At 38.5% G+C, this 24,233-nt stretch carries 23 protein-coding genes and 1 other annotated feature; of the genes, 15 read left to right on the forward strand and 8 right to left on the reverse strand.

Going from position 1 to position 24,233, the window contains the following annotated elements; translation table 11 throughout:
* Positions 1-2: 2 nt before the first annotated feature.
* Positions 3-1,304, forward strand: coding sequence for a UDP-N-acetylmuramate--L-alanine ligase (gene murC / locus ACMX9J_RS17965; RefSeq protein WP_013059499.1), 1,302 nt, complete (start codon positions 3-5; stop codon positions 1,302-1,304).
* A 42-nt stretch (positions 1,305-1,346) separates the two neighbouring features.
* Here murC and ACMX9J_RS17970 read toward each other — a convergent pair whose 3' ends face one another.
* Positions 1,347-2,462: an aminopeptidase gene (locus tag ACMX9J_RS17970; RefSeq protein WP_028411818.1), complete on the reverse strand. Its 1,116-nt coding sequence runs from the start codon at positions 2,460-2,462 to the stop codon at positions 1,347-1,349.
* 282 nt (positions 2,463-2,744) lie between these two features.
* On the opposite strand from ACMX9J_RS17970, the gene ACMX9J_RS17975 reads away from it, so the two are divergent.
* The 7 genes from ACMX9J_RS17975 to motS all read left to right on the forward strand — a co-directional run bounded on the left by ACMX9J_RS17975 (position 2,745) and on the right by motS (position 8,652).
* Positions 2,745-3,230, forward strand: coding sequence for a DUF948 domain-containing protein (locus tag ACMX9J_RS17975; protein WP_028411817.1), 486 nt, complete (start codon positions 2,745-2,747; stop codon positions 3,228-3,230).
* Between the two features lie 27 nt (positions 3,231-3,257).
* Positions 3,258-3,713, forward strand: a complete 456-nt coding sequence (locus tag ACMX9J_RS17980) for a YtxH domain-containing protein (protein WP_013059496.1) — start codon at positions 3,258-3,260, stop codon at positions 3,711-3,713.
* 250 nt (positions 3,714-3,963) lie between these two features.
* On the forward strand, positions 3,964-4,287 hold the full coding sequence (ytxJ, locus tag ACMX9J_RS17985; protein ID WP_416226073.1) for a bacillithiol system redox-active protein YtxJ: 324 nt from the start codon (positions 3,964-3,966) through the stop codon (positions 4,285-4,287).
* Positions 4,288-4,514: 227 nt separating this feature from the next.
* Positions 4,515-5,591 (forward strand): bifunctional 3-deoxy-7-phosphoheptulonate synthase/chorismate mutase, encoded by a 1,077-nt coding sequence (locus ACMX9J_RS17990; RefSeq protein ID WP_049166256.1) that lies wholly within the window; start codon positions 4,515-4,517, stop codon positions 5,589-5,591.
* A gap of 559 nt (positions 5,592-6,150) precedes the next feature.
* Entirely contained in the window at positions 6,151-7,149 is a 999-nt protein-coding gene (gene ccpA / locus ACMX9J_RS17995; protein ID WP_013059493.1) for a catabolite control protein A, read from the forward strand.
* 53 nt (positions 7,150-7,202) lie between these two features.
* On the forward strand, positions 7,203-8,006 hold the full coding sequence (gene motP / locus ACMX9J_RS18000) for a flagellar motor protein MotP (RefSeq protein WP_049166255.1): 804 nt from the start codon (positions 7,203-7,205) through the stop codon (positions 8,004-8,006).
* Positions 7,996-8,652: a flagellar motor protein MotS gene (gene motS / locus ACMX9J_RS18005; protein ID WP_028411813.1), complete on the forward strand. Its 657-nt coding sequence runs from the start codon at positions 7,996-7,998 to the stop codon at positions 8,650-8,652. The genes motP and motS overlap by 11 nt, the downstream gene beginning before the upstream one ends.
* A gap of 29 nt (positions 8,653-8,681) precedes the next feature.
* On the opposite strand, the gene ACMX9J_RS18010 is transcribed toward motS, so the two are convergent.
* Genes ACMX9J_RS18010 through ACMX9J_RS18020 form a run of 3 tightly spaced genes read right to left on the reverse strand, consistent with a single transcriptional unit; the run spans position 8,682 to position 11,149 of the window.
* Positions 8,682-9,845, reverse strand: coding sequence for an acetoin utilization protein AcuC (locus ACMX9J_RS18010; protein ID WP_028411812.1), 1,164 nt, complete (start codon positions 9,843-9,845; stop codon positions 8,682-8,684).
* A complete protein-coding gene (locus ACMX9J_RS18015; protein WP_028411811.1) occupies positions 9,845-10,486 on the reverse strand; it encodes an acetoin utilization AcuB family protein in 642 nt (213 codons plus the stop codon). The genes ACMX9J_RS18010 and ACMX9J_RS18015 overlap by 1 nt, the downstream gene beginning before the upstream one ends.
* 30 nt (positions 10,487-10,516) lie before the next feature.
* Positions 10,517-11,149 carry a hypothetical protein gene (locus tag ACMX9J_RS18020; RefSeq protein WP_028411810.1) on the reverse strand — a complete coding sequence of 211 codons (633 nt, stop codon included), beginning with the start codon at positions 11,147-11,149 and terminating at the stop codon, positions 10,517-10,519.
* Positions 11,150-11,433: 284 nt separating this feature from the next.
* Here ACMX9J_RS18020 and acsA point away from each other — a divergent pair, with 284 nt between their 5' ends.
* Together acsA and tyrS are read left to right on the forward strand one after the other, a co-directional pair.
* Entirely contained in the window at positions 11,434-13,149 is a 1,716-nt protein-coding gene (acsA, locus tag ACMX9J_RS18025) for an acetate--CoA ligase (protein WP_249887152.1), read from the forward strand.
* A 139-nt stretch (positions 13,150-13,288) separates the two neighbouring features.
* Positions 13,289-13,499, forward strand: a binding site (T-box leader).
* 73 nt (positions 13,500-13,572) lie between these two features.
* The gene (tyrS, locus tag ACMX9J_RS18030; RefSeq protein ID WP_028411808.1) at positions 13,573-14,832 is read left to right on the forward strand and encodes a tyrosine--tRNA ligase; all 1,260 of its coding nucleotides are present in this window, start codon (positions 13,573-13,575) and stop codon (positions 14,830-14,832) included.
* Positions 14,833-14,904: 72 nt separating this feature from the next.
* Here the strand turns inward: tyrS and rpsD are convergent, their stop codons facing one another.
* Both rpsD and ACMX9J_RS18040 read right to left on the reverse strand, forming a co-directional pair.
* Positions 14,905-15,507, reverse strand: coding sequence for a 30S ribosomal protein S4 (gene rpsD, locus ACMX9J_RS18035; RefSeq protein ID WP_013059485.1), 603 nt, complete (start codon positions 15,505-15,507; stop codon positions 14,905-14,907).
* Between the two features lie 416 nt (positions 15,508-15,923).
* Entirely contained in the window at positions 15,924-16,403 is a 480-nt protein-coding gene (locus tag ACMX9J_RS18040) for a GAF domain-containing protein (protein WP_014458011.1), read from the reverse strand.
* Positions 16,404-16,620: 217 nt separating this feature from the next.
* On the opposite strand from ACMX9J_RS18040, the gene refZ reads away from it, so the two are divergent.
* Positions 16,621-17,268 (forward strand): forespore capture DNA-binding protein RefZ, encoded by a 648-nt coding sequence (gene refZ, locus ACMX9J_RS18045; protein ID WP_013059482.1) that lies wholly within the window; start codon positions 16,621-16,623, stop codon positions 17,266-17,268.
* Here the strand turns inward: refZ and hisJ are convergent.
* Complete coding sequence (gene hisJ, locus ACMX9J_RS18050) at positions 17,260-18,054, reverse strand: histidinol-phosphatase HisJ (protein ID WP_047749742.1); 795 nt, start codon at positions 18,052-18,054, stop codon at positions 17,260-17,262. The genes refZ and hisJ overlap by 9 nt on opposite strands.
* Before the next feature lie 213 nt (positions 18,055-18,267).
* Here hisJ and ezrA point away from each other — a divergent pair, with 213 nt between their 5' ends.
* Positions 18,268-19,959: a septation ring formation regulator EzrA gene (ezrA, locus tag ACMX9J_RS18055; RefSeq protein WP_028411807.1), complete on the forward strand. Its 1,692-nt coding sequence runs from the start codon at positions 18,268-18,270 to the stop codon at positions 19,957-19,959.
* 30 nt (positions 19,960-19,989) lie between these two features.
* Here ezrA and brnQ read toward each other — a convergent pair whose 3' ends face one another.
* Complete coding sequence (gene brnQ, locus ACMX9J_RS18060) at positions 19,990-21,345, reverse strand: branched-chain amino acid transport system II carrier protein (protein ID WP_033579604.1); 1,356 nt, start codon at positions 21,343-21,345, stop codon at positions 19,990-19,992.
* 222 nt (positions 21,346-21,567) lie between these two features.
* Between brnQ and ACMX9J_RS18065 the strand changes: the two genes are divergently transcribed.
* The 3 genes from ACMX9J_RS18065 to ACMX9J_RS18075 all read left to right on the forward strand — a co-directional run bounded on the left by ACMX9J_RS18065 (position 21,568) and on the right by ACMX9J_RS18075 (position 24,206).
* Positions 21,568-22,710, forward strand: coding sequence for a cysteine desulfurase family protein (locus ACMX9J_RS18065; RefSeq protein ID WP_416226074.1), 1,143 nt, complete (start codon positions 21,568-21,570; stop codon positions 22,708-22,710).
* Positions 22,711-22,716: 6 nt separating this feature from the next.
* A complete protein-coding gene (gene thiI, locus ACMX9J_RS18070) occupies positions 22,717-23,928 on the forward strand; it encodes a tRNA uracil 4-sulfurtransferase ThiI (RefSeq protein ID WP_028411805.1) in 1,212 nt (403 codons plus the stop codon).
* An 89-nt stretch (positions 23,929-24,017) separates the two neighbouring features.
* Entirely contained in the window at positions 24,018-24,206 is a 189-nt protein-coding gene (locus tag ACMX9J_RS18075) for an alpha/beta-type small acid-soluble spore protein (RefSeq protein WP_028411804.1), read from the forward strand.
* The last annotated feature ends 27 nt before the right edge of the window (positions 24,207-24,233 follow it).

The following is a 24,233-nucleotide window of genomic DNA, read 5'->3' on the forward strand; positions in this document are numbered from 1 at the left end:
ATATGACAGTTTACCATTTTGTAGGTATTAAAGGAACAGGAATGAGTGCGCTTGCGCAAATCCTAAACGATATGGGCTTTCAAGTTCAAGGATCGGATATTGAAAAAGAAATTTTTACGCAAAAAGCACTAGAACAGCAGGGAATTCCTGTTTTACCATTTGATAAAAATAATATTAAAGACGGCATGACTGTAATTGCAGGAAATGCTTTTCCTGATACGCATGAAGAAATTGCAGAAGCAGCTTCAAAAGAAGGAGTCAAGCTTGTACGCTATCACCGTTTCTTAGGTGACTTTATGAAACAGTATACGAGTGTAGCCGTAACAGGAGCACACGGAAAAACATCCACAACGGGTATGTTAGCGCATGTGATTCAAGGAGCTGAACCTACTTCATATTTAATTGGAGACGGTACGGGTAAAGGTGTAAAAGACAGCAAGTATTTTGCGTTTGAGGCATGTGAGTATCGCCGCCACTTCTTATCTTATACGCCAGACTATGCAATTATGACGAATATTGATTTTGATCACCCTGATTATTTTGCCAATATCGATGATGTATTCAGCGCGTTCCAAGAGATGGCACTTCAAGTCAAAAAAGGAATTATTGCCTGTGGTGACGATGAACATCTTCAGCAAATTCAAGCGAAGGTACCTGTTCTTTATTACGGATTAGGCGAAGAAAATGATTTCCAAGCACGTAATATCGTAAAAAGCACAACAGGCACAACATTTGACGTGTTCGTTCGAAATACATTCCACGCATCATTTGAGATTCCAGGGTATGGCGACCATAACATCTTAAATGCACTTTCCGTTATTGCACTTTGTCATTATGAAGAAATTGACGTTGCTGTGCTGCAAGAGCGTTTTAAAACATATCAAGGTGTAAAGCGTCGTTTCAGCGAAAAGAACGTTGGCAAACAAGTGCTAATCGATGATTATGCACACCATCCAACGGAAATTAATGCAACGATTTCAGCTGCTCGTCAAAAGTATCCAAACCGTGAAGTTGTGGCTGTTTTCCAACCGCATACGTTTACGCGTACACAAACGTTCTTAGAGGACTTTGCAGCAAGCTTACAGCACGCTGATAAAGTATATCTATGTGACATTTTTGGATCAGCCCGTGAGCATCAAGGTAAATTATCAATTGAAGATCTACGAAGCAAAATCAGCGGAGCTGAATTAATTAATGAAGAAACAATTGAATCGTTAAAAGACCATAATGAAGCTGTATTAGTATTTATGGGTGCTGGAGACATTCAAAAGTTTGAAAAACTATATCAGCAAACCGTATCATAAAAAAAAGGCACTCTCCTGAGTGCCTTTTTTTTATTTCAAAACTCATTTTAAATTTTCAGGGTTTAACGCTTTTAATTCTTCAATGACAAATAGCCCGTCTTTACGAATCAACACGTCATCGAAATAAATCTCACCGCCACCGTATTCTGGGCGCTGAATCATCACCATATCCCAGTGAATATTTGACTTGTTTCCGTTATACGCATCTTCGTAGCACTCGCCAGGAGTGAAGTGGAAGCTTCCGTCAATTTTTTCATCAAATAAAATGTCTTGCATTGGATGTTGAATATACGGATTTACGCCAATCGCAAATTCGCCAACAAAACGAGCGCCTTCATCTGTATCAAAAATGCCGTTGATGCGTTCTGTATCATTAGCGGTTGCTTCAACAATTTTACCGTTTTTAAATGTTAAGGATACATTCTCAAACGTAAAGCCTTGATAGTTAGAAGGAGTGTTGTAAGAAATTGTTCCGTTTACAGAATCACGTACAGGAGCCGTGTATACTTCACCGTCCGGAATATTCATTTCTCCGGCACACTTCACTGCAGGAATATCTTTAATAGAGAACGTTAAGTCTGTATTCTCACCCGTTAAACGCACTTTGTCCGTACGGTTCATGAGCTCAACTAAAGCATCCATCGCTTTGCTCATTTTGCCATAGTCTAAGTTGCATACATCGAAATAAAAATCTTCAAATGCTTCTGTACTCATTTTAGCAAGCTGCGCCATTGAATCGTTTGGGTAGCGAAGAACGACCCATTTTGTTTTTGGAACGCGAATTTCTCTATGTACTTTTTTACCGATCGTATTCCCTTGGATTTTCATTTTATCTGCCGGAACATCTGATTGTTCAAAAATGTTTGAACCAGAACGTAAGCCAATATAAGCATCCATTTCTTTCATCACATTTGCTTCGAAGTCTGCCATCATATTGTACTGCTCTTCTTGTGCACCGTTTAAAAGAGCTCGGTCTACCGAATGATCTTTTAGCAGTACAAACGGGTAGCCACCGGCCTTGTACGCTTCATCTACAAGTGCTGTCACAAGCTCGCGCTGAAGTCCAAAGTTTTCGATTAATACTTTTTCTCCTTTTTGAAGGCGAACAGAATAATTAATTAAATTTTTAGCTAATGTTGCAATTCTAGGGTCTTTCATAAATAGTGCCTCCTTAAAATAACAATGATTGATGATTCACTTTCCATTGTACCCCACTGAGCTTATTTTGTTTGTTTTTATGCTTTAAAATCCTTTTTTTCTTTAGGAAGGGAAATAACTCATATATCGCGAAATAATGTAGCAATCTTCCCTTTTTATGAATAAATGCAGAGAGAATATGGTAAAGTTAAAGAGTCTATAGGGAATAGAAGGTTTAATTGTTTATAAAATTGGGAAAGTAGTTATAACAAGAAAGATGAAAATAGGAGGTGCCTTGCACAGATGGTTATTATTCTTTATTTAAGCGCTGCTATTGTTGCCATTGCGATTTTTTACCTGGTGGTTTCCGTGTCAAAAACATTGAAATCCGTTCAGCACACATTAAATTCAGTGGCAGGTACTTTAGACGGTGTAGAAAAGCAAATGACAGGAATCACAGCTGAAACAACTGCACTTTTACATAAGACTAATCTGTTAGCTGAAGATATTCAGCGTAAATCCGAAGCGCTGAACACAGTCGTGGATTCTGTTAAAGGCGTAGGTGACTCAATCCAAGACCTAAATAAGTCGATTAAAAGCGTATCATCAAGCGTTTCAGAGAAAGTAGAAGAAAATAAAGAAACTGTTGCTCAAGTCGTTCAATGGAGCAATGTTGCATTAGACGTATGGGAACGTATAAAATTAAGAAAACAGAAAAAAATTGACGCGGAGCCTGTACCTGTTGAAGTAAAAGAAAAAGCGGTTCAACGCTCACGCTCATTTTCATAAGGATGAACTTTAAAGGAGGAGACGCATATGTCAAACAAACCAAATAAACCAAACAACACTTCAAATAAAGGCTTTTTAGTAGGAACAGTGATTGGAGGAGTTGTAGGAGCTGCAACGGCATTATTACTTGCTCCAAAATCAGGTAAAGAGTTCCGTTCGGATTTAAATGAGCAGGCAGCTTACGTTCGTTTAAAAACAGAGCAAGCGAAAAACAGCGCTGTTGAAAAAGGACAAGGGTTTGCTCAAACGGCTAAAGAAAAAACGGCTGGTTTATCACAAACATTATCTGAGCAATCTTCACAAGTAGTAGACAAAGTGAAAAACTTCCGTAAAGTAGATCCTGAACACGAAGCATTACCTCCAACGAGCTTAGAAGTGCTTGCTGATGAAGTGGAGTCTCAAAGCAACGAAGACGTTCAACAGAAGCTAACAGAAGCTCAAAAAGCATTAGATGAAGTGGAAAGCACAGTGCCACGACCATAATAAAGAATCAAAAGCGTTTACCCTATAGGGTGAACGCTTTTTTTGTATGTAATTTAGGTTGGGTAACGGCAAGTAAATGTTAGTTTCATCAGAGGGATTTTAATTTAACAAGTTCTTTTCTTTCTATGCTGAAAATAACTTCACCTTATAAATAAATTCATTAGCATTATACATAAAGCTGAGCACTCTTTTTGTATGGAAACGGTCAAACCATGTAAACTTAAGAGTAAGTACAGAAAGGGTGAAAAAAATGAAAAAGATTTCAACAGTTGAAGAGTTCGAACAAGTTATTAAGGAAAACCATCGCTTTTTATTTTTAAAGCACAGCACGACGTGTCCAATTAGTGCAGCTGGTCATGAGGCATTTTCAGCGTTTGCTTCTAGTCATGAAGACATTCCTTCTTATTATCTTCATGTGCAAGATTCACGAGACGTATCCAACTATATTGCTGAAACGTATGGAGTGAAGCATGAATCACCTCAAGCGCTTCTGTTTGAAGATGGAAAAGTGAAGTGGCACGCTTCTCACTGGAACATTAACGAAGAAGAATTAGCGAAAAATGTAGCTCATTAATTGAAAGAGGCTGGTACAAAAGCAGTTTAGGTGAAGGAAGATCCGAACGATTAATCGTTCGGTTTTTTTTGTAAGCTGATTGCGGTTTCATCCACTTTTTCGTACAATAGATGTAGTTTAGCACATAAAAGCAGAGAAGCCCCTTACATATATCCTCCATCACCTATCATCTTATGTAGTAACCCTGCTAAACGGATTTTTTAAAATCAGTGAAAGGGTGGACGTACATGACGAATTCAGATCTTCAGCATTTGCGATCTCAAATTGACGAAGTAAATATGAAACTGTTAAAGCTTATTAATGAGCGAGGCGAGCTTGTTCAAGAAATAGGAAAATTAAAAGGAATGCAGTCAACCAAACGGTTTGACCCTGTTCGTGAACGAGCAATGCTTGATGCGATTTTAAGCAAGAATGAAGGACCGTTTCAAACATCTACGCTTCAACATATTTTCAAAGAGATTTTCAAAGCTCATTTAGAGCTTCAAGAAGATGATCATCGTAAAGCACTTCTTGTATCCCGTAAAAAGAAGCCGGAAAATACAATCGTTACGGTAAAAGGAGAAACAATTGGTGACGGACTTCAGCGTTTTGTAGCAGGACCTTGTTCCGTTGAAAGCTATGAGCAAGTAGCAGCCGTAGCAAAAGCCGTAAAGCAGCAGGGTGTGGGGATGCTTAGAGGCGGAGCCTACAAGCCAAGAACATCTCCTTATGATTTTCAAGGCCTTGGCTTAGAAGGACTACAAATTTTAAAAAGAGTAGCTGACGAATATGATTTAGCCGTTATTAGTGAAATTGTCGACCCCGCTGATATTGAAACAGCTGTAGAATACGTAGATGTGATTCAAATTGGTGCTCGTAATATGCAAAATTTTGAGCTGTTAAAAGAAGCGGGTGCGGTGAAGAAGCCTGTCTTATTAAAGCGGGGCTTAGCCGCTACGATTGATGAGTTTATTAATGCTGCTGAATACATTGTATCAAAAGGAAATGATCAGCTGATTTTGTGTGAACGAGGAATTCGTACGTATGAGCGAGCAACGCGAAATACGCTGGATATTTCAGCAGTTCCCATTTTAAAACAAGAAACTCATTTACCTATTTTAGTCGACGTCACGCATTCAACAGGAAGACGAGATTTGCTTGTTCCAACGGCTAAAGCGGCTCTTGCCATTGGTGCGGATGGAATTATGGCAGAAGTTCATCCAGATCCGGCGGTAGCACTTTCTGACTCAGCTCAGCAAATGGATATTCCGCAATTTACAGAATTTATGAAGCAGCTAAAACCTATATGTAACTTAAATTTATAAAAAAACGTAAAAAAGAAAAATTCGTATACTTTTATGACAAGTTTGAGGCACTTAATGGTTTCAAGCTTGTTTGCCTTTCGTTATAATAAAGATAAGCGAAATTATCACGTATTTTGAAAACAGTCGATAACTTTTGTCAAAATAGGAAAGAATAAGTGCAAATCCAAAAAACAAGAATTTATGAAATTCTCGTGAAACTTGTCGGAAAAAGGCGGTAAATACGTTGCGGTGAAGCACATAGTATCGTATAGTAGTTACAGATATTCGCTATCATTCTGTGAGTGCATATGATATAAATTCGCGATTCACTTTTTTTATTTACTTACTATACACCGTCTTTTACATTGTTACATATAAACTGGTAAAATTGTCTTTGCACACGTAATAATAAGGGCATAACAGGAATGATTTAGATGCATACAGGGTATCTAAGCTGTATGTAAGAGTGAAGGAGCTAGAAATAGCCATTCTATAAAGGAAGATGGATTTATATACGTAAATACAAGAAATGAAATAAGGATAAAATAAACGAAATGTTTTTCGATAAGGAGTGTTTGTTGTGAACGTAACAATTTATGATGTAGCAAGGGAAGCAAGCGTGTCGATGGCAACGGTTTCTCGTGTGGTAAACGGAAATCCAAATGTAAAACCATCAACTAGAAAAAAAGTATTAGAAACAATTGAAAGACTAGGCTATCGTCCGAACGCAGTAGCGCGTGGATTAGCCAGTAAAAAAACAACGACAGTAGGAGTTATCATTCCTGATATTTCAAATATTTTCTATGCAGAGTTAGCGCGTGGAATCGAAGATATTGCAACAATGTACAAGTATAATATCATCTTAAGTAACTCCGACCAAAATCAAGATAAAGAACTTCATCTTTTAAATAACATGCTTGGTAAACAAGTAGACGGAATCATCTTCATGAGTGGGAATGTAACGGAAGAACACGTAGAAGAGTTAAAAAAATCACCGGTTCCAGTTGTACTTGCAGCATCAATCGAATCAACTAACCAAATCCCATCTGTAACTATTGATTATGAACAAGCAGCTTTTGATGCAGTGCAATCACTAATTGACAGCGGTCATAAAAATATTGCATTCGTTTCAGGTACGCTAGAAGAACCGATCAATCATGCGAAAAAAGTAAAAGGGTACAAGCGTGCTCTTACTGAAAGCGGATTGCCTGTACGCGATTCTTATATTGTAGAAGGAGACTACACGTACGATTCAGGTATTGAAGCAGTTGAAAAACTATTAGAAGAAGATGAAAAGCCAACTGCTATTTTCGTTGGAACGGATGAAATGGCATTAGGCGTTATTCACGGGGCACAAGATCGCGGGTTGAATGTACCAAACGATCTAGAAGTTATCGGTTTTGATAACACAAGACTTTCAACAATGGTTCGTCCTCAGTTAACATCTGTTGTACAGCCAATGTATGATATTGGTGCAGTAGCGATGCGTCTCTTAACGAAATACATGAACAAAGAAACGGTAGACAGCAGCATTGTACAGCTTCCTCACCGCATCGAGTTCAGACAATCAACAAAATAATACCTGTGAATGAATAAGAACGAATCCAAAGTTCAGACACGGGGAGATAGAATATGAAAAAAATTGATATGCTCACACCTATAGGGATACTAATTGGTATCTCTATGGTTGTGTTTGGGGTTATTTCAAGTGGAGGAATGAGCGGTTTTTTAGCTTTTATTGATGTGCCATCGATTTTAATTGTACTGGGAGGCGTTTTTGGTACGCTGTGCGTGAGCTTTCCGTTAAAACAATTAAAAAATATGGGAAGAGTAGGGAAACAAGCGTTTCAATCGAAAGAAATAAACGTAGAAGAAATTGTAGGAACATTTGTACATTTATCGGAAAAAGCGCGTCGAGAAGGGCTTCTATCGTTAGAAGCAGAGCTTGAACAAATCGATGATTCATTTGTGAAAAAAGGTATTTTGCTAGCCATTGATGGAGTAGAACCAGAAATGATTCGAGAGCTGCTTGAAGCTGAAATAGCTGCAGTAGAAGAAAGACATATGAGAGGTCGAAGTATGTTTGAAAAAGCAGGCGATTATGCCCCCGCTTGGGGAATGATTGGGACGCTCGTTGGGCTAGTGCTAATGCTTAAAAGCCTTAATACCCCTTCATCGCTTGGGCCTAACATGGCAATTGCTCTTTTAACGACTTTCTACGGGGCGCTGCTTTCAAACTTGTTTTTTCAGCCAATCGCAGCTAAATTAGCTGGTAAAACGGAGCATGAGCTTTTTGTTAAAGAAGTGATTATTGAAGGTGTCATCGGCTTGCAGGCGGGGCAAAATTCTCGCTTTGTGCAAGCAAAGCTAAAAGTATTTGCCCCTGTTGAAAAACGAAAGCTGGAAGAAAAGAGAGAACACGTTCGTGAAGCGTAGAAGAAAAAGGTATTCGGCACAGTCGCCAAAATGGATGGTAACATTTGCTGATTTGGTGACGTTAATATTAGTTTTTTTTATTTTACTATTTTCAATGTCTAGCGTTGATAATCAAAAGTTTCAGACCGTTGTCAATTCGCTTACAAGCGGTGGCTCATTAGCTTCTGTAGAAAAGAGCCAGCAGTCTCAAAAGCTGGATAACATTTTAGCGAAAGTGCAAAATTACCTGAAGGAAAATAAGCTTCAGAATGTTATTACTGCTAAGCGAGATGAACGCGGAGTTGTGCTTATTTTACAAGAACAGGTGCTGTTTGAAACAGGACAGGCAGACATTTTGAAGAAAGGTACCCCTTTCCTGGATGAATTAGGAAGGTTATTCAGTACTATTCCAAATGATATTAAAGTAGAAGGTCATACCGATAATCGACCTATTCACACCTATCGTTATCCATCTAATTGGGAACTATCGGCAGCGCGTGCCAGCGGCGTCATACGTTATTTAACGAACCACTTTTCTCTTTCTGCTAACCGCTTTGAAGCACTTGGATACGGAGATACAAAGCCGCTTGTTCCGAACACGTCTAATGACAATTTACAAAAAAATAGACGCGTCGAAATTATTATTTCAGATCCCGAAGCACAGTGAAAAAGGCCATACGTTTGTATAGCCTTTTTTTAAGAATGAGATGTATGAGAACGAATAGGATAAAGAGCGCGCTCAAGAGTTTGAGCGTTTTTTTCTGTTATTTCTGGTTTTCTTGGAATTGGCTGATAGATATTAGGTTCATCATCCCACTGCGTGCAAATGGGGTGAGGCGATACTTTTGTCCATTTTTCAAGCCATGATAGAGGAAGCATGCCTTCTGCCTTTCGTTCAATCATTTCAAGCCAAATGAATGACCAAGCCCGAGGAACAACCCGCCAAATATCATAACCTCCTCCGCCAACCGCAATCCATCTTCCCTGACAGTATTCATGGGCAATTTCATGAGCAATTTTAGGAATCTCACGGTATATTTTCGTGGTGCCGCATAAATGAGTGAGCGGATCGTAATAATGAGAATCGGCTCCATTTTGTGTCAAGATAACATCTGGTTTAAAAAAAGCAGCTACTTCTTTTAAAGAGGTCTTATAAACGTCGAGCCAAGACTCATCTTCCGTATAAGCATCAACAGGCACATTAAATGAATAACCATAGCCTTCACTGTGCCCGCGTTCGTTAACGTTTCCCGTGCCTGGAAACAAGTAGCGTCCCGTTTCATGAATGGAAAGAGTACAAACGGAAGGATCGTCATAAAATGTCCATTGCACGCCGTCACCATGGTGAGCATCTGTATCGACATAGAGGACGCGCGCGTTGTACTTTTGCTGCATATATTTGATGGCTACCGCGCTATCGTTATAAATACAGAAGCCGGAAGCTTTTCCTCGAAAGCCGTGGTGCAATCCTCCTCCTAAATTTAGAGCATGCTTAGCTTTTCCAGTCATCACATAATCTACAGCCGTAAGTGTACCCCCAACTAAAAACGCACTGGCTTCATGCATGTTGGGAAACATAGGTGTATCTTCTGTTCCAAGACCAAAATCTGCTGCTTTTTCAACAGAAAGCTCGCCGCTTCCTGCTAATTTTACCGCTTGAATATAGCTAGTATCATGGACAAGCTGAAGTTCTTCATCAGATGCCATCCGCGGTAATACAATATCTTGATTGCCTAAAGCGCCAAATTCCCGTAACAGTTCATATGTTAGTTGAACACGAAGCTGGTTAAACGGATGATTATTGCTGAATTTGTACGAAAGAATATCATCTGAATAAATAAATACAGCATTACTAGTCATTACGTCATCTCCGGTAATTTAGGCCATAGCACCTCATAGCCGTTTTCTTTTAATGTATTTATACTAATCAATGGATTAATAGCTTGAATGCGAAGCACAAGGATTTTATATCGTTCATCTACATCAGGGTAGACAAGTACGCTTAAGATGTTTGTTCTCTTTGAACCAAAGAGGGATGTAACTTCAGCGAGCACGCCAGCCTTATTTTCTACTTTTATTTCAATTTGTGAACCTGGCTTATTAGTGCCAGTAAGCTGAATAAACGTATGTAGTAGATCTCTTTCGGTAACAACTCCTACTAACCGCTTGTTTTTTGTGACGGGAATACAACCGATTTGGTGTTCATAAAAAATGCTTGCAATTTCTTCAACAAAATCAAGAGGGTGAGCTGTAATGACTTCTGTTTTCATAATCATCCGCACGGGTTCGGATAGAAGAGCAGATGTATAAGTATTATCTAAAATAGATGGACTTGCATCTCTTACGTCTCGATCAGAAATGATGCCAACTACGTGATGAAGGTCATTAACGATAGGAATATGTCTAATCTTATGTGTATCTAAAAGTTTCATAGCTTCAGCAATCGTATGGTCGGGGGTTAAGGTAACGAGATCGGTTTTCATCATCTCTTCAACAATCATCAGACACAGCTCCTTTTCTTAAAGGTCAGCTCAATACATAAAGCGATTTCGAAAGCGCAGGCTATCAAATTCTTGTATGCTTTCTTGAGGGACTCTGCTCCCGATTCTTACCATCAAACAATTAGCAGGGTGGGAGCTAATCTCCGGATCATCTGTGGCAAACCACGTCAGTCCGCCTTTATTCATCATTTTCTCCATAATTTTGCGGTAATCCCACACATTTAGCCCTGTTCCTTTTAAATCCCAATGCCAGTAGTATTCTGTCGTAATGACAATATAATCTTCCATTGCATCATCCATCATAGATACGATAAGCAAGTTTTTTCCAACAGCGTAGCTGCGAAACGGGGCAGCTACCTCTATAGCTCCTAATTCGATTAAATTCTCCATATTTCCTTCCGACCATCGTTCTAGAGGATCGGGATATAAAAAGGTGACATAACCAATGATTGTATGATGATGACGAGCAATAATGATTCTACCTTCAGGCAAGTTGGCAATCTCGATCAATGCTTCTTTTTGCTGTTCAGGTGGACGAAAGGCCGTTAGTTGCTCATGAAAATCAAGTTGTTGCAAGGTTTGTGAGGAGACAGGTCCTTCAATAACAATTGCTCCAACCGCTGTTTTTAGTTCTTTCATATTGTATGTTTGGGAATGTTTCACATGAATCACCACCTTCAAGCAGTCTTATCTGTATTATAATACAAAAAAAACTCTACATTAAAGCGTTTTCAAAAAATTAAATAAAAGAAAAGGAGTTTTTTCAAAAACATAGAATAGGAAATTAAAAGAGATTCTTGTTAATTCGACACTTATATAACAAAGGTTGTCATATAACAAGGGAGACTATTATCCCAATTCCGACAAATAATTTTTATAAAATTGTGAAAAGTCTATTTTTGTTATATAATAGGTTTGTAAATTTTATACATAAGGGGGAGTTTGTGATGAAGGTGGAAGCGCTTCCTGTAATTGAAGGGGTATACAACTTACAGGACTACGATAAAACGTATCAAACCTTTGACTGGTCACAAGTGGAGAAGGAATTTTCATGGCATGAAACAGGTAAATTAAATGCAGCTTATGAAGCAATTGATAAGCACGCAAACTCTACGCGTAAAAATAAAGTTGCGCTTTATTATCGAGATGCGCAGCGCAATGAAAAATATACATTCAAAGAAATGAAAGAATGGTCAAACAAAGCCGCAAACGTGCTAAAACAAGCAGACGTAGAGAAGGGAGATCGTGTGTTTATCTTTATGCCTCGCTCTCCGGAACTTTATTTTGCATTGTTAGGCGCGGTGAAGCTTGGCGCTATTGTTGGGCCTTTGTTTGAAGCATTCATGGAAGGTGCAGTAAAAGATCGTTTGCAAGACAGTGATGCAAAAGTGTTAATTACAACGCCTGAACTGCTGAGCCGCGTTCCGGTGAAGGATTTGCCAGCTTTAAAACACATTCTCCTTGTAGGGGAAAATATAGCAGAAGAAGGCATTCAACTAGATTTTCTGAAGCGATTAGAAGCGGCGAATAAAGAGGTGGAGATTGAGTGGGTAGATAGAACAGATGGTATGCTGCTTCATTACACATCAGGTTCAACTGGAAAACCAAAAGGGGTGCTTCACGTTCATAATGCAATGCTTCAGCATTATCAAACTGCTAAGTGGGTGCTCGACTTAAAAGATGACGATGTGTATTGGTGTACAGCAGATCCGGGTTGGGTAACGGGAACTTCCTACGGAATTTTTGGTCCTTGGCTTGCTGGAGCAACAAATGTGATTGTAGGAGGACGCTTTAGTCCAGATGCATGGTATCAAGCACTTGAAGATTTTGGCGTAACGGTTTGGTACAGTGCGCCTACAGCATTTCGTATGCTAATGGGTGCTGGCGATGACTTAGTTAAACGCTATGATTTAAGCAGCCTCAGACATGTATTAAGCGTGGGAGAACCATTAAATCCTGAAGTGGTACGCTGGGGAATGAAGGTTTTCCAAAAACGTATTCATGACACGTGGTGGATGACTGAAACTGGAGGTCAGACGATTTGTAATTACCCGTCTATGAAAATTAAACCAGGATCTATGGGAAAACCTATTCCGGGTGTACAAGCAGCAATCGTTGACGATCAAGGACAAGAGCTTCCACCTTATCGAATGGGTAACTTAGCAATTAAAAAAGGCTGGCCATCTATGATGCATGCAATTTGGAACAACAAGGAAAAGTATGAGTCATACTTTATGCCAGGCGACTGGTACGTATCAGGTGATTCCGCGTATATGGATGAAGACGGTTATTTTTGGTTCCAAGGCCGAATTGATGACGTTATTATGACCGCAGGAGAACGAGTTGGTCCATTTGAAGTAGAAAGTAAGCTTGTTGAACACCCTGCTGTAGCAGAAGCGGGTGTCATTGGTAAGCCTGATCCTGTGCGTGGGGAAATTATTAAAGCGTTTATCGCACTTAGAGATGGGTATGAATCTTCAGATGAACTGATTGAAGATATTCGTCAATTTGTGAAAAAAGGGTTAGCTGCTCATGCAGCTCCACGTGAAATCGAGTTTAAAGATAAGCTACCTAAAACACGAAGCGGTAAAATTATGCGTCGCGTTTTAAAAGCGTGGGAATTAGATTTGCCAACGGGCGATTTGTCGACGATGGAAGACTAAGGAGTAAACGTTTCAATCTTTGTATGGAAAATAAGTGATTTTTATAAAGTTCAAACAGCCAGCTGTTTGAACTTTTTTTTGGACTTGAATTTTAAAATGAAATCATTCATAATTGTGGGGTGTAAACTTTTAAATAAAATAAACTGCAGTGATAGGAAGAAGTAATACTTGTCTCCCTGTTTAAGAGAGCTGATGGTTGCTGAAAATCAGTACATAGACAAATATGAAATACGTCCTTGAGCATCTTTTGTGAACTTACAGTAGCAAAAGACGGGTAGACCGTTACATCATTTAAGTGGGAAATAATTTATTTCCAAATAGGGTGGTACCGCGATATTTTCGTCCCTTCTTTTTTAAGAAGGGGCGTTTTTTATGTTGTTCAACAAATTGTAACGAGCAATTAGATAAAGGAGAGAATATAACATGGATATTTTACAAGATCTTGAGTTTCGAGGGCTCATTAATCAACAAACGGATGAAAAAGGTTTAAATGAACTTTTGAGTAAAGAGTCTGTTCGTTTGTACTGTGGATTCGATCCAACAGCCGACAGCCTTCACATCGGCCACATGCTTCCTGTTTTAATTTTGCGTCGCTTTCAACAAGCTGGACACCAACCGATTGCATTAGTTGGTGGAGGTACGGGTCTTATTGGAGATCCAAGCGGTAAAAAAGCAGAGCGTACGTTAAATGAAAAAGAAACGGTTGCTATGTTTAGTGAGCGTATTAAAGGTCAGCTTTCACGCTTCTTAGATTTTGAAGAAGGTGAAAATGCAGCGGTTATTGCGAATAACTATGACTGGATTGGCACGTTAGATGTTATTACATTCCTACGAGATATCGGTAAAAACTTTGGTATTAACTACATGATGGCAAAGGATTCTGTTCAATCTCGTATCGAATCAGGCATCTCATTTACGGAATTCAGCTACATGATTTTACAATCATATGATTTCTTGAACTTATACCAAACGTATAACTGTAAGCTTCAAATTGGCGGCAGCGACCAATGGGGAAATATTACAGCTGGCTTAGAATTAATTCGTAAATCAGAAGAAGATGCAAAAGCATTTGGATTAACAGTTCCGCTTGTAACAAAAGCAGACGGCACGAAGTTCGGTAAAACAGAAGGCGGAGCAATTTGGTTAGACGCTGAAAAAACAAGTCCGTATGAATTCTACCAGTTCTGGATTAATACAGATGATCGTGATGTTATAAAATATTTAAAATACTTTACATTCTTATCACATGAAGAAATTAATGAATTAGCAGCATCTGCAAAAGAAGCGCCTGAAAAACGCGAAGCACAAAAAGCACTAGCAGCGGCGATGACTACGCTTGTACACGGTGAAGAAGCTCTTGAGCAAGCCATTCGTATTTCGCAAGCTTTATTTAACGGAAGTATTTCAGAGTTAACAGCAGAAGAAATTAAGCAAGGATTCAAGGATGTTCCTTCTTACACGCATACAGGTGAAGATATTGGTTTAATCGATTTACTTGTAGAAAGTAAAATCTCTCCTTCTAAACGTCAAGCGCGTGAAGATATTTCAAACGGTGCGATTTACTTAAACGGTGAGCGTGAGCAAGATTTGCAAAAAACAGTAGGAGCAGAAGACCGTATTGAAGGTCAATTTACAGTAATTCGTCGAGGCAAGAAAAAATATACGCTTATTCAATACGCATAAAAAAAGGCCGAAAGGCCTTTTTTTGTATAAAGACAGTAAAAAAGCCGCTCCATAGGGAACGGCTTTTTACTATTAACGAGAGTAGAACTCTACGATTAGTGCTTCGTTGATTTCAGCAGATAATTCAGAACGCTCAGGTAAGCGAGTGAATGTACCTTCTAATTTCTCAGCGTCTACTGTTAAGTAGTCTGGTACGAAGTTGTTAACTTCAAGCGCTTCTTTCACGATTGAAAGGTTGCGAGATTTTTCGCGAACACCGATCACTTGACCAGGTTGTACACGGTAAGATGGGATGTCAACGCGTTTACCGTCAACTAAAACGTGACCGTGATTAACTAATTGACGAGCTTGACGACGAGTGCGTGCAAGACCCATACGGTATACTAAGTTATCAAGACGAGCTTCTAAAAGAATCATGAAGTTCTCACCGTGCTTACCAGTTAATTTACCAGCAGCAACGAATAAGTTACGGAATTGACGCTCAGTTACACCATACATGTGGCGTAATTTTTGCTTTTCTTGTAATTGTAAACCGTACTCAGAAATTTTCTTACGTTGACCTGGGCCGTGTGGACCTGGAGCGTAAGGGCGTTTTTCTAATTCTTTACCTGTACCACTTAGAGAAAGACCTAAGCGACGAGAGATTTTCCAACTTGGACCTGTATAACGAGCCATGATGACTCCTCCTTGTTTGTGTTTTTATTTTATGCAAAACAAAAACAGACACATTCTAGCGATATGCTCATTTTGTTTTCATGTACCATCGCTCTAGCAGCAGAGAGTTACACGATACACCATCTTTTTAAAAGAATTGCTACTTCTGTAAAACAACCTTTTAATGAGGAACAAAATGAAAAAACATAAAGAAGATTGTATAAGCTGCAATATTTCACACAACGAGTATTATAGGTGTTTCCTCGTATAAAGTCAAGGAAGATTGAAGATTAAAAGAATGTAAAAGAAAGGATATATTCATTTGAAGTATGAAAAGAGAAGAAAGAACGTAAGAAAACGGTGGTGATGGCTAATCAAACGTTTGTTTAATAAGCAAAAACCGCTGATTTGCAGCGGTTTTTTTTGCTTATTCATATTTAAAGAAAAGAAGTGAGTTCTTTGACGAATTCTTCAAGATACTGTTGATCGATTTCATCAAAGCGATTTTTGATTGGACTGTCAATATCAAGAACACCTAAAAGCTGACCGTCTTTTACAATTGGTACAACGATTTCAGATTGAGAAGCGGCATCACATGCAATGTGGCCAGGGAAGGCGTGAACATCTTCAATTCGCTCTGTTTTTTGATTTTGAGCTGCTGTACCGCATACGCCTTTTCCAAGTGGAATACGAACGCAAGCCGGCAGTCCCTGGAAAGGTCCAAGCACTAACTCCCCGTCTTCCATTAAATAAAAACCTACCCAGTTTACTTCATTTAAAAATTGATTTAGCAAAGCTGAAGCATTTGCTAGATTAGCAATCGTATTGCTTTCTCCTTCTAATAAGGCGCGTAATTGCTTAATTACTAATTCATAATCTTTTTGTTTTGAGCCGCTGTAGTTTTCGACATTAAACAATGTATTCTCCTCCATTCAACATAAGATTTAATGAATTTTTATCAGGAAACGTCAGTTTTAACGCTACTTTGTCGATAAAAGATTACAGGAACTAAAAAGCCTATCACGAATTATGTAGAGAGGCTACTAAAATCCTTTTTAAATACTGTAACGATTTCTACACAATTTTGCAATCATATGTGTTTTGTAAAAATAAATCGAAATGAGGTGTAGATAGATGGCTGTACAGTCAAAAACGAAAGAGAAAATTATTGATGCGGCTGTTTCTCTTTTTAACGTAAAAGGTTTTGATGGTACGTCGGTGCGGGAGATTGCAGGAAAAGCGAAAGTGAACGTAGCGAATATTTCATATTATTTTCATAGCAAAGAAGGATTACTTGAAAGTTTAGTGATTTCTTATTTTGAAGGTTATATTGGGGTGCTGGAGCAAGCATTCCAAGAAATGAAAAAGCTGTCTTCAACAGAAAGTATGATCGTAATGATTCGAGCTATCTTACATTACCAGCACGAAAATAGGCATATTGCCCGTCTTGTATATAGAGAAATCTCTCTTGACACGATTTTAATTCGAGAAGTTATGACTACGTATTTAACCAAGGAAAAATACTACTTAAAAACAATTCTTGAAAGAGGGATGAAAGAAAAGGAGTTTCGAAAGCTGCACGTTTCCTTTACAATCATTGAGCTTAAGGGCATGCTCTCTATGCCTTATCTTCATCCTCAGTATCTAAGTGAAGTTCTTCATATATTGCCTCACGAACCGTATTTTGTTCAGCAATATGCGATTGAGCTTGAGCAATGGGTGCACACAACGGTATGTTTGCCATATGAACGGACAAACAAACTGCGCGTTCAATTATCCTAAATGGAGCTCTCCATAGCCTTGGCCTAAATCCTTCGCACAGTGGGCGTCTGACCCATATACGAGAGGGATTTTTTTCTGTTGGGCTGCCTTTACGACAAAGGGAGCTGGATACGCTTCCTTGCACAAAGGTTTAAACAACCCTGCACCATTATAATCCAACGCCAGATCTTTCATTTTTATTTCATCGAGTATTGATAAAATAATAGGGGAAAGTGTGTCTTCATATGGAAAGCGAGTTTGAAATTTATGTACGAGTGTCATATGACCAATGCGCTTGGGCTTATAAACGCCTAAATTGGCCTGTACAGAGCGTAATACCGTGTTGTAATACTTATCATATACTTTGCTTACGCTGCCGAATTTCTGTACAATATGTGCAAATACGTCAGCGCTAAAATCTAGGCAGTCATATTCTTCTTCATATTTTAAGAAGTGAACCGAAAGGATGCTGTCATCAAGATAAGGACCATATTCGTTTAAGAACTCTGTTGTTTCGTGTTCAAATCCTTCAATAAAGTCAACTTCCAATCCGATATTAATACGAATATCGCGCTCAAATTCTTTTTTTACTTGCTGTACGTTTTGAATGTAGCGATCAAGTTTGTCAGGAGCCATTCCGCTGTCTCGATCAGGCGTCGGATCAATGAAGCTTTTTGGTAACGGAGCATGCTCTGTAAACGAAATCTCGCCAAAGTTCAGGGAAATCGCCTGTTCAACATATTGTTGCAATGAATCAGGCGAACCGTGTGGGCAAAATGGAGTATGAATATGTTTGTCAACTTTCATAAAAAATGCCTCCTTTTTTCTTCTTTTTCCATTGTAACGACACAAAGTGACTCCATGCCAATATTTTGTATAAAAAAATTTAATTTTTTGCTCAAAAGTTGGGCTTTACATGGTATCATAAAAACATTGACGCAAAAAAATTTAAAGGATTAAATTCACCCTTTTTATAAATAAGAAACTTGTCATGTAGAACGCACTGTAAGGGGGCTTAGTATGGAATTCATTATAGCACTAATCATACTCATTATCGGATTAGTTGTGTACGGAATGTTTTCACGTAAAAAGATTTATCAAGAAATTGATCGCCTGGAAACGATCAAAGTCGAATTAGCAAATACGCCAGTTGCAGAGGAAATTTCAAAAGTAAAAGAATTGAACATGACAGGTCAAACTGAAGAGCTATTTGAACGTTGGCGTGAGCAGTGGGATGAAATTATATCAACTAATCTCCCCAAAATTGATAAAGAACTGTTTGAAACGGAAGAAGCAGCAGATAAATACCGATTTAAAAAAGCGAAGCAGTTATCTATACATATTGATCAAGCCTTAGAACAAACCAAGATAGATATTGAAAACATACTTACTGAACTTCAAAATTTAATTGGTAGCGAACAAGATAATCGATATGATATTGAGGAATTAAATCAGCTTCACCGCCATGTGAAGAAAAAATTGCTCGCACATCGGTATTCCTATGGAAATGCTGAAAAAACGTTAGAATACGCAATTAATACATCTAAAGAGCAGTTTAAAAAATACGAGGAAGAGACGATTAACGGAAACTATCTTCAAGCACGTGAGATTGTTCTTCAATTAAAAACTGATTTAACAGCTATTGATTCGTATTTAGAACAAATTCCGAAAGTGTTAGTTGAGTGTCAGACCACTCTTCCTGTTCAATTCAATGAGCTGCTTGACGGGTTCCGCGAAATGAGTGAGCAGGGATATGTGTTAGATCATCTGCAAGTAGAAGAAACGGTAGAGCTTTTAAAACAAGAAACTGCTGAAATTATTGCAGATATTGAAGAATTATATGTGGAAGAAGCGATTACAAAACTAGATGATGTTAACGAACGCTTAGAGCAGTTATATGACTCACTTGAGCATGAGGTTTTCTCCTATCATAAAATGAACCGTGAATCTCATACGGTATCTAACTTCCTTCGTATGCTTCAAGAACGAAACCGTGAACTTCGTGAAGAAACGCTATTTGTACAGCAGAGCTATCATTTTAAAGAGCGCGATTTAGACGTATATTACAAAATGGATCGCGAACTAAAACGATTAACTAACTTGTACTATAATATTTCGGACAAGGTAGCGGAGCACAATTTAGCCTACAGTGTGATCCAAGAAGAACTCGAAGACGTTTCCAAACAGCTTAATCAATTAAAAGAATCTCAGGAATCCTATAGCGATATGCTACAAGCTCTTCGCAAAGATGAGCTCTCAGCTAAGGACAAAATAGAAGAACTGAAAGCTCAGTTGATTGAAGCACGACGCCTTATTCAAAAAAGCAACCTTCCCGGTGTTCCTGAAGAATATAAAGTGCAGCTTGAAAAAACGGTTCATATCTTAAATGAAGTAACCGCTAAGCTGAAAGAAAAACCGCTTAATATTCAAGCTGTTCAATCTTTACTTGAAGATGCTGTTGGTTTTGTTCAAGATACATTTGATGAAACAGAGGCAATGTTAGAGGAAGCGCGACTCGTTGAAAGAGTGATTCAATACGGGAACCGTTATAGAAGTACTCATCACTCGATTGCACAGTCTTTAGAAGAAGCAGAAGAAGCATTTCGTCATTATGAATACAAAGAAGCGTTAAAACAGGCATCTGCAGCTATTGAGCAGGTGGACCCTGGTGCGCTTGATCGCATACAGCGTATTGTATCTTCACAGAGTTAAAAAGCTCGTGTCCTTTGGACACGAGCTTTTTTATGATGCTTTTCTTTGTATACTATCCGTGTGATGTGTACCTCTTGCAATGCTAATAATATAGCCTATGAAGGCAGCAGCAACTGTTGGAATAAGCCAGCCAAGGCCTTGGCTATAAAGGGGCAAATAGTTTTTGAAAAAATCGTCTATGCTTGTTAAGATAATTCCTGCTGCTTTTAACCCGTCAAAAATGCTCAGAATCGAGCTAATGATTACGGCTGTCACATATACTTCTCGACCGAACGAAATGGCTCTTTCAATTAATGATAAAGCAATTAGCGTAATGGCAATAGGGTATACAAAGGTCAAAATAGGTATGGAAATAGAAATTAATTGAGTAAGCCCTACATTTGAAATAACAGCACTAAACAGCATTAAAATGACAACAAATGTTTTATATGACATGCTTGGCACCAGCTGCGTGAAAAATCGTGCGCAAGCAGAAGTTAATCCGATGGCTGTCGTTAGACAAGCAAATGTAATAGCAAGTCCTAAAATAATGGTGCCAAACGAACCGAATAATGTTGTAGCTACAGCTGTTAAAATAGCTCCTCCATTTTCTTTCATACCAATTGCTTCTACGCTTGAAGCGCCGACATACGCGAGAGAAAGATAAACGATAGCTAACCCAGCAGCAGCAATCAACCCGGCTTTGATACATACCGAAGCGAGTGTTCGTTCGTCCGTTACGCCTTTTTCCTTAATACTGTTGATAACAACGATGCCAAATACGAGAGCTGCAATTGTATCCATTGTCAAATATCCATCAATAAAGCCGCCCGTAAATGGAGAGGCTATATATTTGGCGTGAGGTTCTTGAAAAGAACCCATAGGTGTCATTAAACTTTTGATAGCTAAAAGAGCTAATACTGCGAGCAGTAAAGGAGTTAGAATTTTTCCTATGCGATCAACAATTTTAGTTGGATTCAATGATAAATAAAGTGTTAGTCCAAAGAAAATAACGGTATAGACCATTAAAGGAATCTTGCTTGCAACCGCATTTTCTGATAAAAATGGGGTCACACCGATTTCAAACGCTACTGTATCCGTTCTGGGTATACCAAAAAAAGGGCCAATTGCTAAGTAAAGCAATATAGTAAAAGAAATCCCGAAAATAGGGTGAACTTTTTTAGCTACTTCGGTAAAGTTTCCATTGCTTTTAGAAACAGCGATTATCCCCATAAGCGGAAGTCCTACACCTGTAATGAGAAAACCGATAATGGAACTCCAAGTGTGTGTTCCGGCTTGCTGTCCGAGCAAAGGAGGGAAAATCATATTTCCCGCTCCGAAAAAGAGAGCAAACAGCATAAGACCGATGGCGAGTATTTCTTTGTTAGTGAGTGCTTTGGTTTTCATAATGCCTCCTAGTGTTTCTTATGTTGATGATTAAATTTTCTGACTTTTTAAAAACTAAAAGTACGTGATACATACTACCACATTTATGGAATCATATATAGGTTTTTTTGAAAAAATCTAAATATTTTATCAATAATAAAAGGAACGCCTAATTTAAAAAAATACCAAGGTGTGGTATGATAATACGTTGTTCCGAAAAAATGAAGAAGGGGGCGCGCATCCTTGATTTATTTAGATAATAGCGCTACAACAAAACCCTATAATGAAGTCATAAAATCTTTTACCAAAGTAGCTACAACTTATTATGGCAATCCATCGTCCCTCCATCAATTTGGCGTACAGGCGGAGAATTTGTTGAGCCGTTCACGTGAGCAAGTAGCAGAATTGCTGCACGTATCGTCAAATGAAATTATCTTTACATCAGGAGGAACGGAAGGGAATAATTTAGCTATTAAAGGCGTAGCGATGCAATATAAAAGCCGAGGTCAGCATATTATTACGACAAATATTGAACATGATTCTGTTCATGAACCATTTAAGCAGTTAGAAGCACTAGGGTTTCATGTGACGTATGTTCCGGTAGATTCAAATGGATTTGTGTCACCTGCGGCTATTGAATCAGCTATTACGGATGAAACCATTTTAGTATCCGTTATGCATGTAAATAATGAAATTGGCACCATTCAGCCAATTGAAGAAATTGGACAGATGCTCACGAACTATTCGAAGGTGCTTTTTCATGTCGATCATGTGCAGGGGATTGGAAAAGTTCCGCTTTCTTTAGCAAATCATAAAATTGATTTATGCACATTATCAGGACACAAAATTCACGGCTTAAAAGGAACGGGGATTTTATATAAACGGAATGGAGTTCAGCTTCATCCGTTGCTTAGCGGAGGCTCTCAGGAAATGCAGCATCGATCAGGCACGGAAAATGTTCCGGGAATCGTAGCATTTGCTAAAGCACTTCGTTTAACACTTGAACCTGCAGCTCAGAATCAGCAAAAAATGCAGAAAATAAAAGCAGAACTGATGGACAAACTTTCTGCTCACGAAAGAATCACGATTAATACGCCGAATGAGCATTCAGCTCCCCATATTATAAATTTTACAGCGCAAGGTATTAAAGGTGAGGTTTTTGTTCACGCTCTTGAAGAAAAAGGAGTGTTTGTATCAACTACATCTGCCTGCTCATCAAAACGAAAAAAGCCAAGTAAAACGCTTTTAGCTATCGGTAAAAATTACGAAGAAGCCGATCAGTCCATTCGTTTGAGCTTGTCAGGATTAAATGACTATAATGAAGTAACGCCCATTATAAATGCTATTTTCACAGTAATTGAAGATCTAAAGAAAGTAATGAGGTAAATAACTATGATATATAACCATATTTTAATTCGATACGGAGAAATTTCCACTAAAGGACAAAATAGAAAAAAATTTGTTGCGCAGCTAAGAAAAAATATTGTAACGGCTCTTAGTGCATTCCAAAACATTCACGTAAAATACACAAGAGACCGCATGTATATTCACTTAAATGGTGAAAATCACGAGCCTATCATTGAACGTCTTCAGCAAATCTTTGGTATTCAAAGTTTTAGTTTAGCATTAAAAGTTGAAAATGAACTTGAAGCCATTCAAGAAGCAGCGCTAGAAGCAATGAAAGAATTTGATATAGAAGGAAAAACGTTCAAAGTATCTACTCGAAGAGCGTACAAACAATTTCCTCTTGATACAAACGAATTAAATTATGCAGTAGGAAGTCATATTCTACGAAATACAGAGCATCTACAAGTAAATGTAAAAGAGCCAAGCGTAAATGTACGAGTAGAAGTGAGAAGTGAAGCAACGTATATTACATGTTTTGATTATCGCGGAGCAGGGGGTCTTCCAGTTGGTACGAGTGGAAAAGCGATGCTCATGCTTTCTGGAGGAATCGACAGCCCGGTTGCAGGATACTTAGCTATGAAGCGCGGTTTAGAAATAGAAGCGGTTCATTTTTATAGTCCGCCTTTTACAAGTGAACGTTCTAAGCAAAAAGTAATTGATTTAACGCAAAAATTAACGGCTTATCACGAAAAAGTAAAGCTGCACATTGTACCGTTTACAGCTGTGCAGCAAGCGATTCAAAAACAAATTCCAGAGAATTATACGATGACTTCTACACGTCGTATGATGCTTCGAATTACGGACCTCATTCGTGAAAAAAATGAATCGTTAGCTATCGTAACTGGAGACAGCTTAGGGCAAGTAGCTAGCCAAACTGTTGAGAGCATGTATGCGATTAATGAAGTGACGAATACGCCAATTTTGCGTCCGCTTGTGACAATGGATAAAACGGAGATTGTTGAAATTGCCCGTAAGATTGATACGCATGAAATTTCGAATCGTCCGTATGAAGACTGCTGTACCATTTTTACGCCAAGCTCACCTAAAACGAAGCCAAAGCGTGAAAAAATCAATCGATACGAACAATTTTATGATTTTGAAACATTAATTCAAGAAGCGGTAAATAATGTAGAAACGCTTGAAATGACTGCTTCTTCGGCTACAAATACGGCAGAGAACGTCGAAGATTTGTTTTAAAAGTAAAATTTCATAAAATTACCAAAAGAGATCATGTATGAAGCCATGTGTTTTGACACAATCTATATTCAACAAGGAGGTGAAAACACATGGCAAACACAAACAAATTAGTAGCTCCTGGTTCAGCAGCTGCTATCGACCAAATGAAATACGAAATCGCTTCTGAATTCGGTGTAAATCTTGGACCAGAAGCAACAGCTCGCGCTAACGGATCTGTTGGTGGAGAAATCACTAAACGCTTAGTTCAACTAGCTGAGCAACAACTTGGTGGTAAATAAGTCATATTAACTAAATAATGATGGCTA

The sequence above is a fragment of the Priestia sp. RMT2NF4 genome (assembly GCF_047872835.1).
Taxonomy (GTDB): Bacteria; Bacillota; Bacilli; order Bacillales; family Bacillaceae_H; genus Priestia; species Priestia zanthoxyli.

What these genes read in the sequence shown, in the direction of transcription:
- ACMX9J_RS17975 (WP_028411817.1), top strand. Translation starts at nt 2,745, where the DNA reads ATGGTTATTATTCTTTATTTAAGCGCTGCTATTGTTGCCATTGCGATT.
- tyrS (WP_028411808.1), top strand. Translation starts at nt 13,573, where the DNA reads ATGGATATTTTACAAGATCTTGAGTTTCGAGGGCTCATTAATCAACAA.
- ACMX9J_RS18010 (WP_028411812.1), bottom strand. Translation starts at nt 9,845, where the DNA reads ATGACTAGTAATGCTGTATTTATTTATTCAGATGATATTCTTTCGTAC.
- motP (WP_049166255.1), top strand. Translation starts at nt 7,203, where the DNA reads ATGAAAAAAATTGATATGCTCACACCTATAGGGATACTAATTGGTATC.
- refZ (WP_013059482.1), top strand. Translation starts at nt 16,621, where the DNA reads ATGGCTGTACAGTCAAAAACGAAAGAGAAAATTATTGATGCGGCTGTT.
- ACMX9J_RS18075 (WP_028411804.1), top strand. Translation starts at nt 24,018, where the DNA reads ATGGCAAACACAAACAAATTAGTAGCTCCTGGTTCAGCAGCTGCTATC.
- ACMX9J_RS17980 (WP_013059496.1), top strand. Translation starts at nt 3,258, where the DNA reads ATGTCAAACAAACCAAATAAACCAAACAACACTTCAAATAAAGGCTTT.
- rpsD (WP_013059485.1), bottom strand. Translation starts at nt 15,507, where the DNA reads ATGGCTCGTTATACAGGTCCAAGTTGGAAAATCTCTCGTCGCTTAGGT.
- brnQ (WP_033579604.1), bottom strand. Translation starts at nt 21,345, where the DNA reads ATGAAAACCAAAGCACTCACTAACAAAGAAATACTCGCCATCGGTCTT.
- acsA (WP_249887152.1), top strand. Translation starts at nt 11,434, where the DNA reads ATGAAGGTGGAAGCGCTTCCTGTAATTGAAGGGGTATACAACTTACAG.
- ezrA (WP_028411807.1), top strand. Translation starts at nt 18,268, where the DNA reads ATGGAATTCATTATAGCACTAATCATACTCATTATCGGATTAGTTGTG.
- ytxJ (WP_416226073.1), top strand. Translation starts at nt 3,964, where the DNA reads ATGAAAAAGATTTCAACAGTTGAAGAGTTCGAACAAGTTATTAAGGAA.
- ACMX9J_RS17970 (WP_028411818.1), bottom strand. Translation starts at nt 2,462, where the DNA reads ATGAAAGACCCTAGAATTGCAACATTAGCTAAAAATTTAATTAATTAT.
- ACMX9J_RS18015 (WP_028411811.1), bottom strand. Translation starts at nt 10,486, where the DNA reads ATGATTGTTGAAGAGATGATGAAAACCGATCTCGTTACCTTAACCCCC.
- murC (WP_013059499.1), top strand. Translation starts at nt 3, where the DNA reads ATGACAGTTTACCATTTTGTAGGTATTAAAGGAACAGGAATGAGTGCG.
- thiI (WP_028411805.1), top strand. Translation starts at nt 22,717, where the DNA reads ATGATATATAACCATATTTTAATTCGATACGGAGAAATTTCCACTAAA.
- hisJ (WP_047749742.1), bottom strand. Translation starts at nt 18,054, where the DNA reads ATGAAAGTTGACAAACATATTCATACTCCATTTTGCCCACACGGTTCG.
- ACMX9J_RS17990 (WP_049166256.1), top strand. Translation starts at nt 4,515, where the DNA reads ATGACGAATTCAGATCTTCAGCATTTGCGATCTCAAATTGACGAAGTA.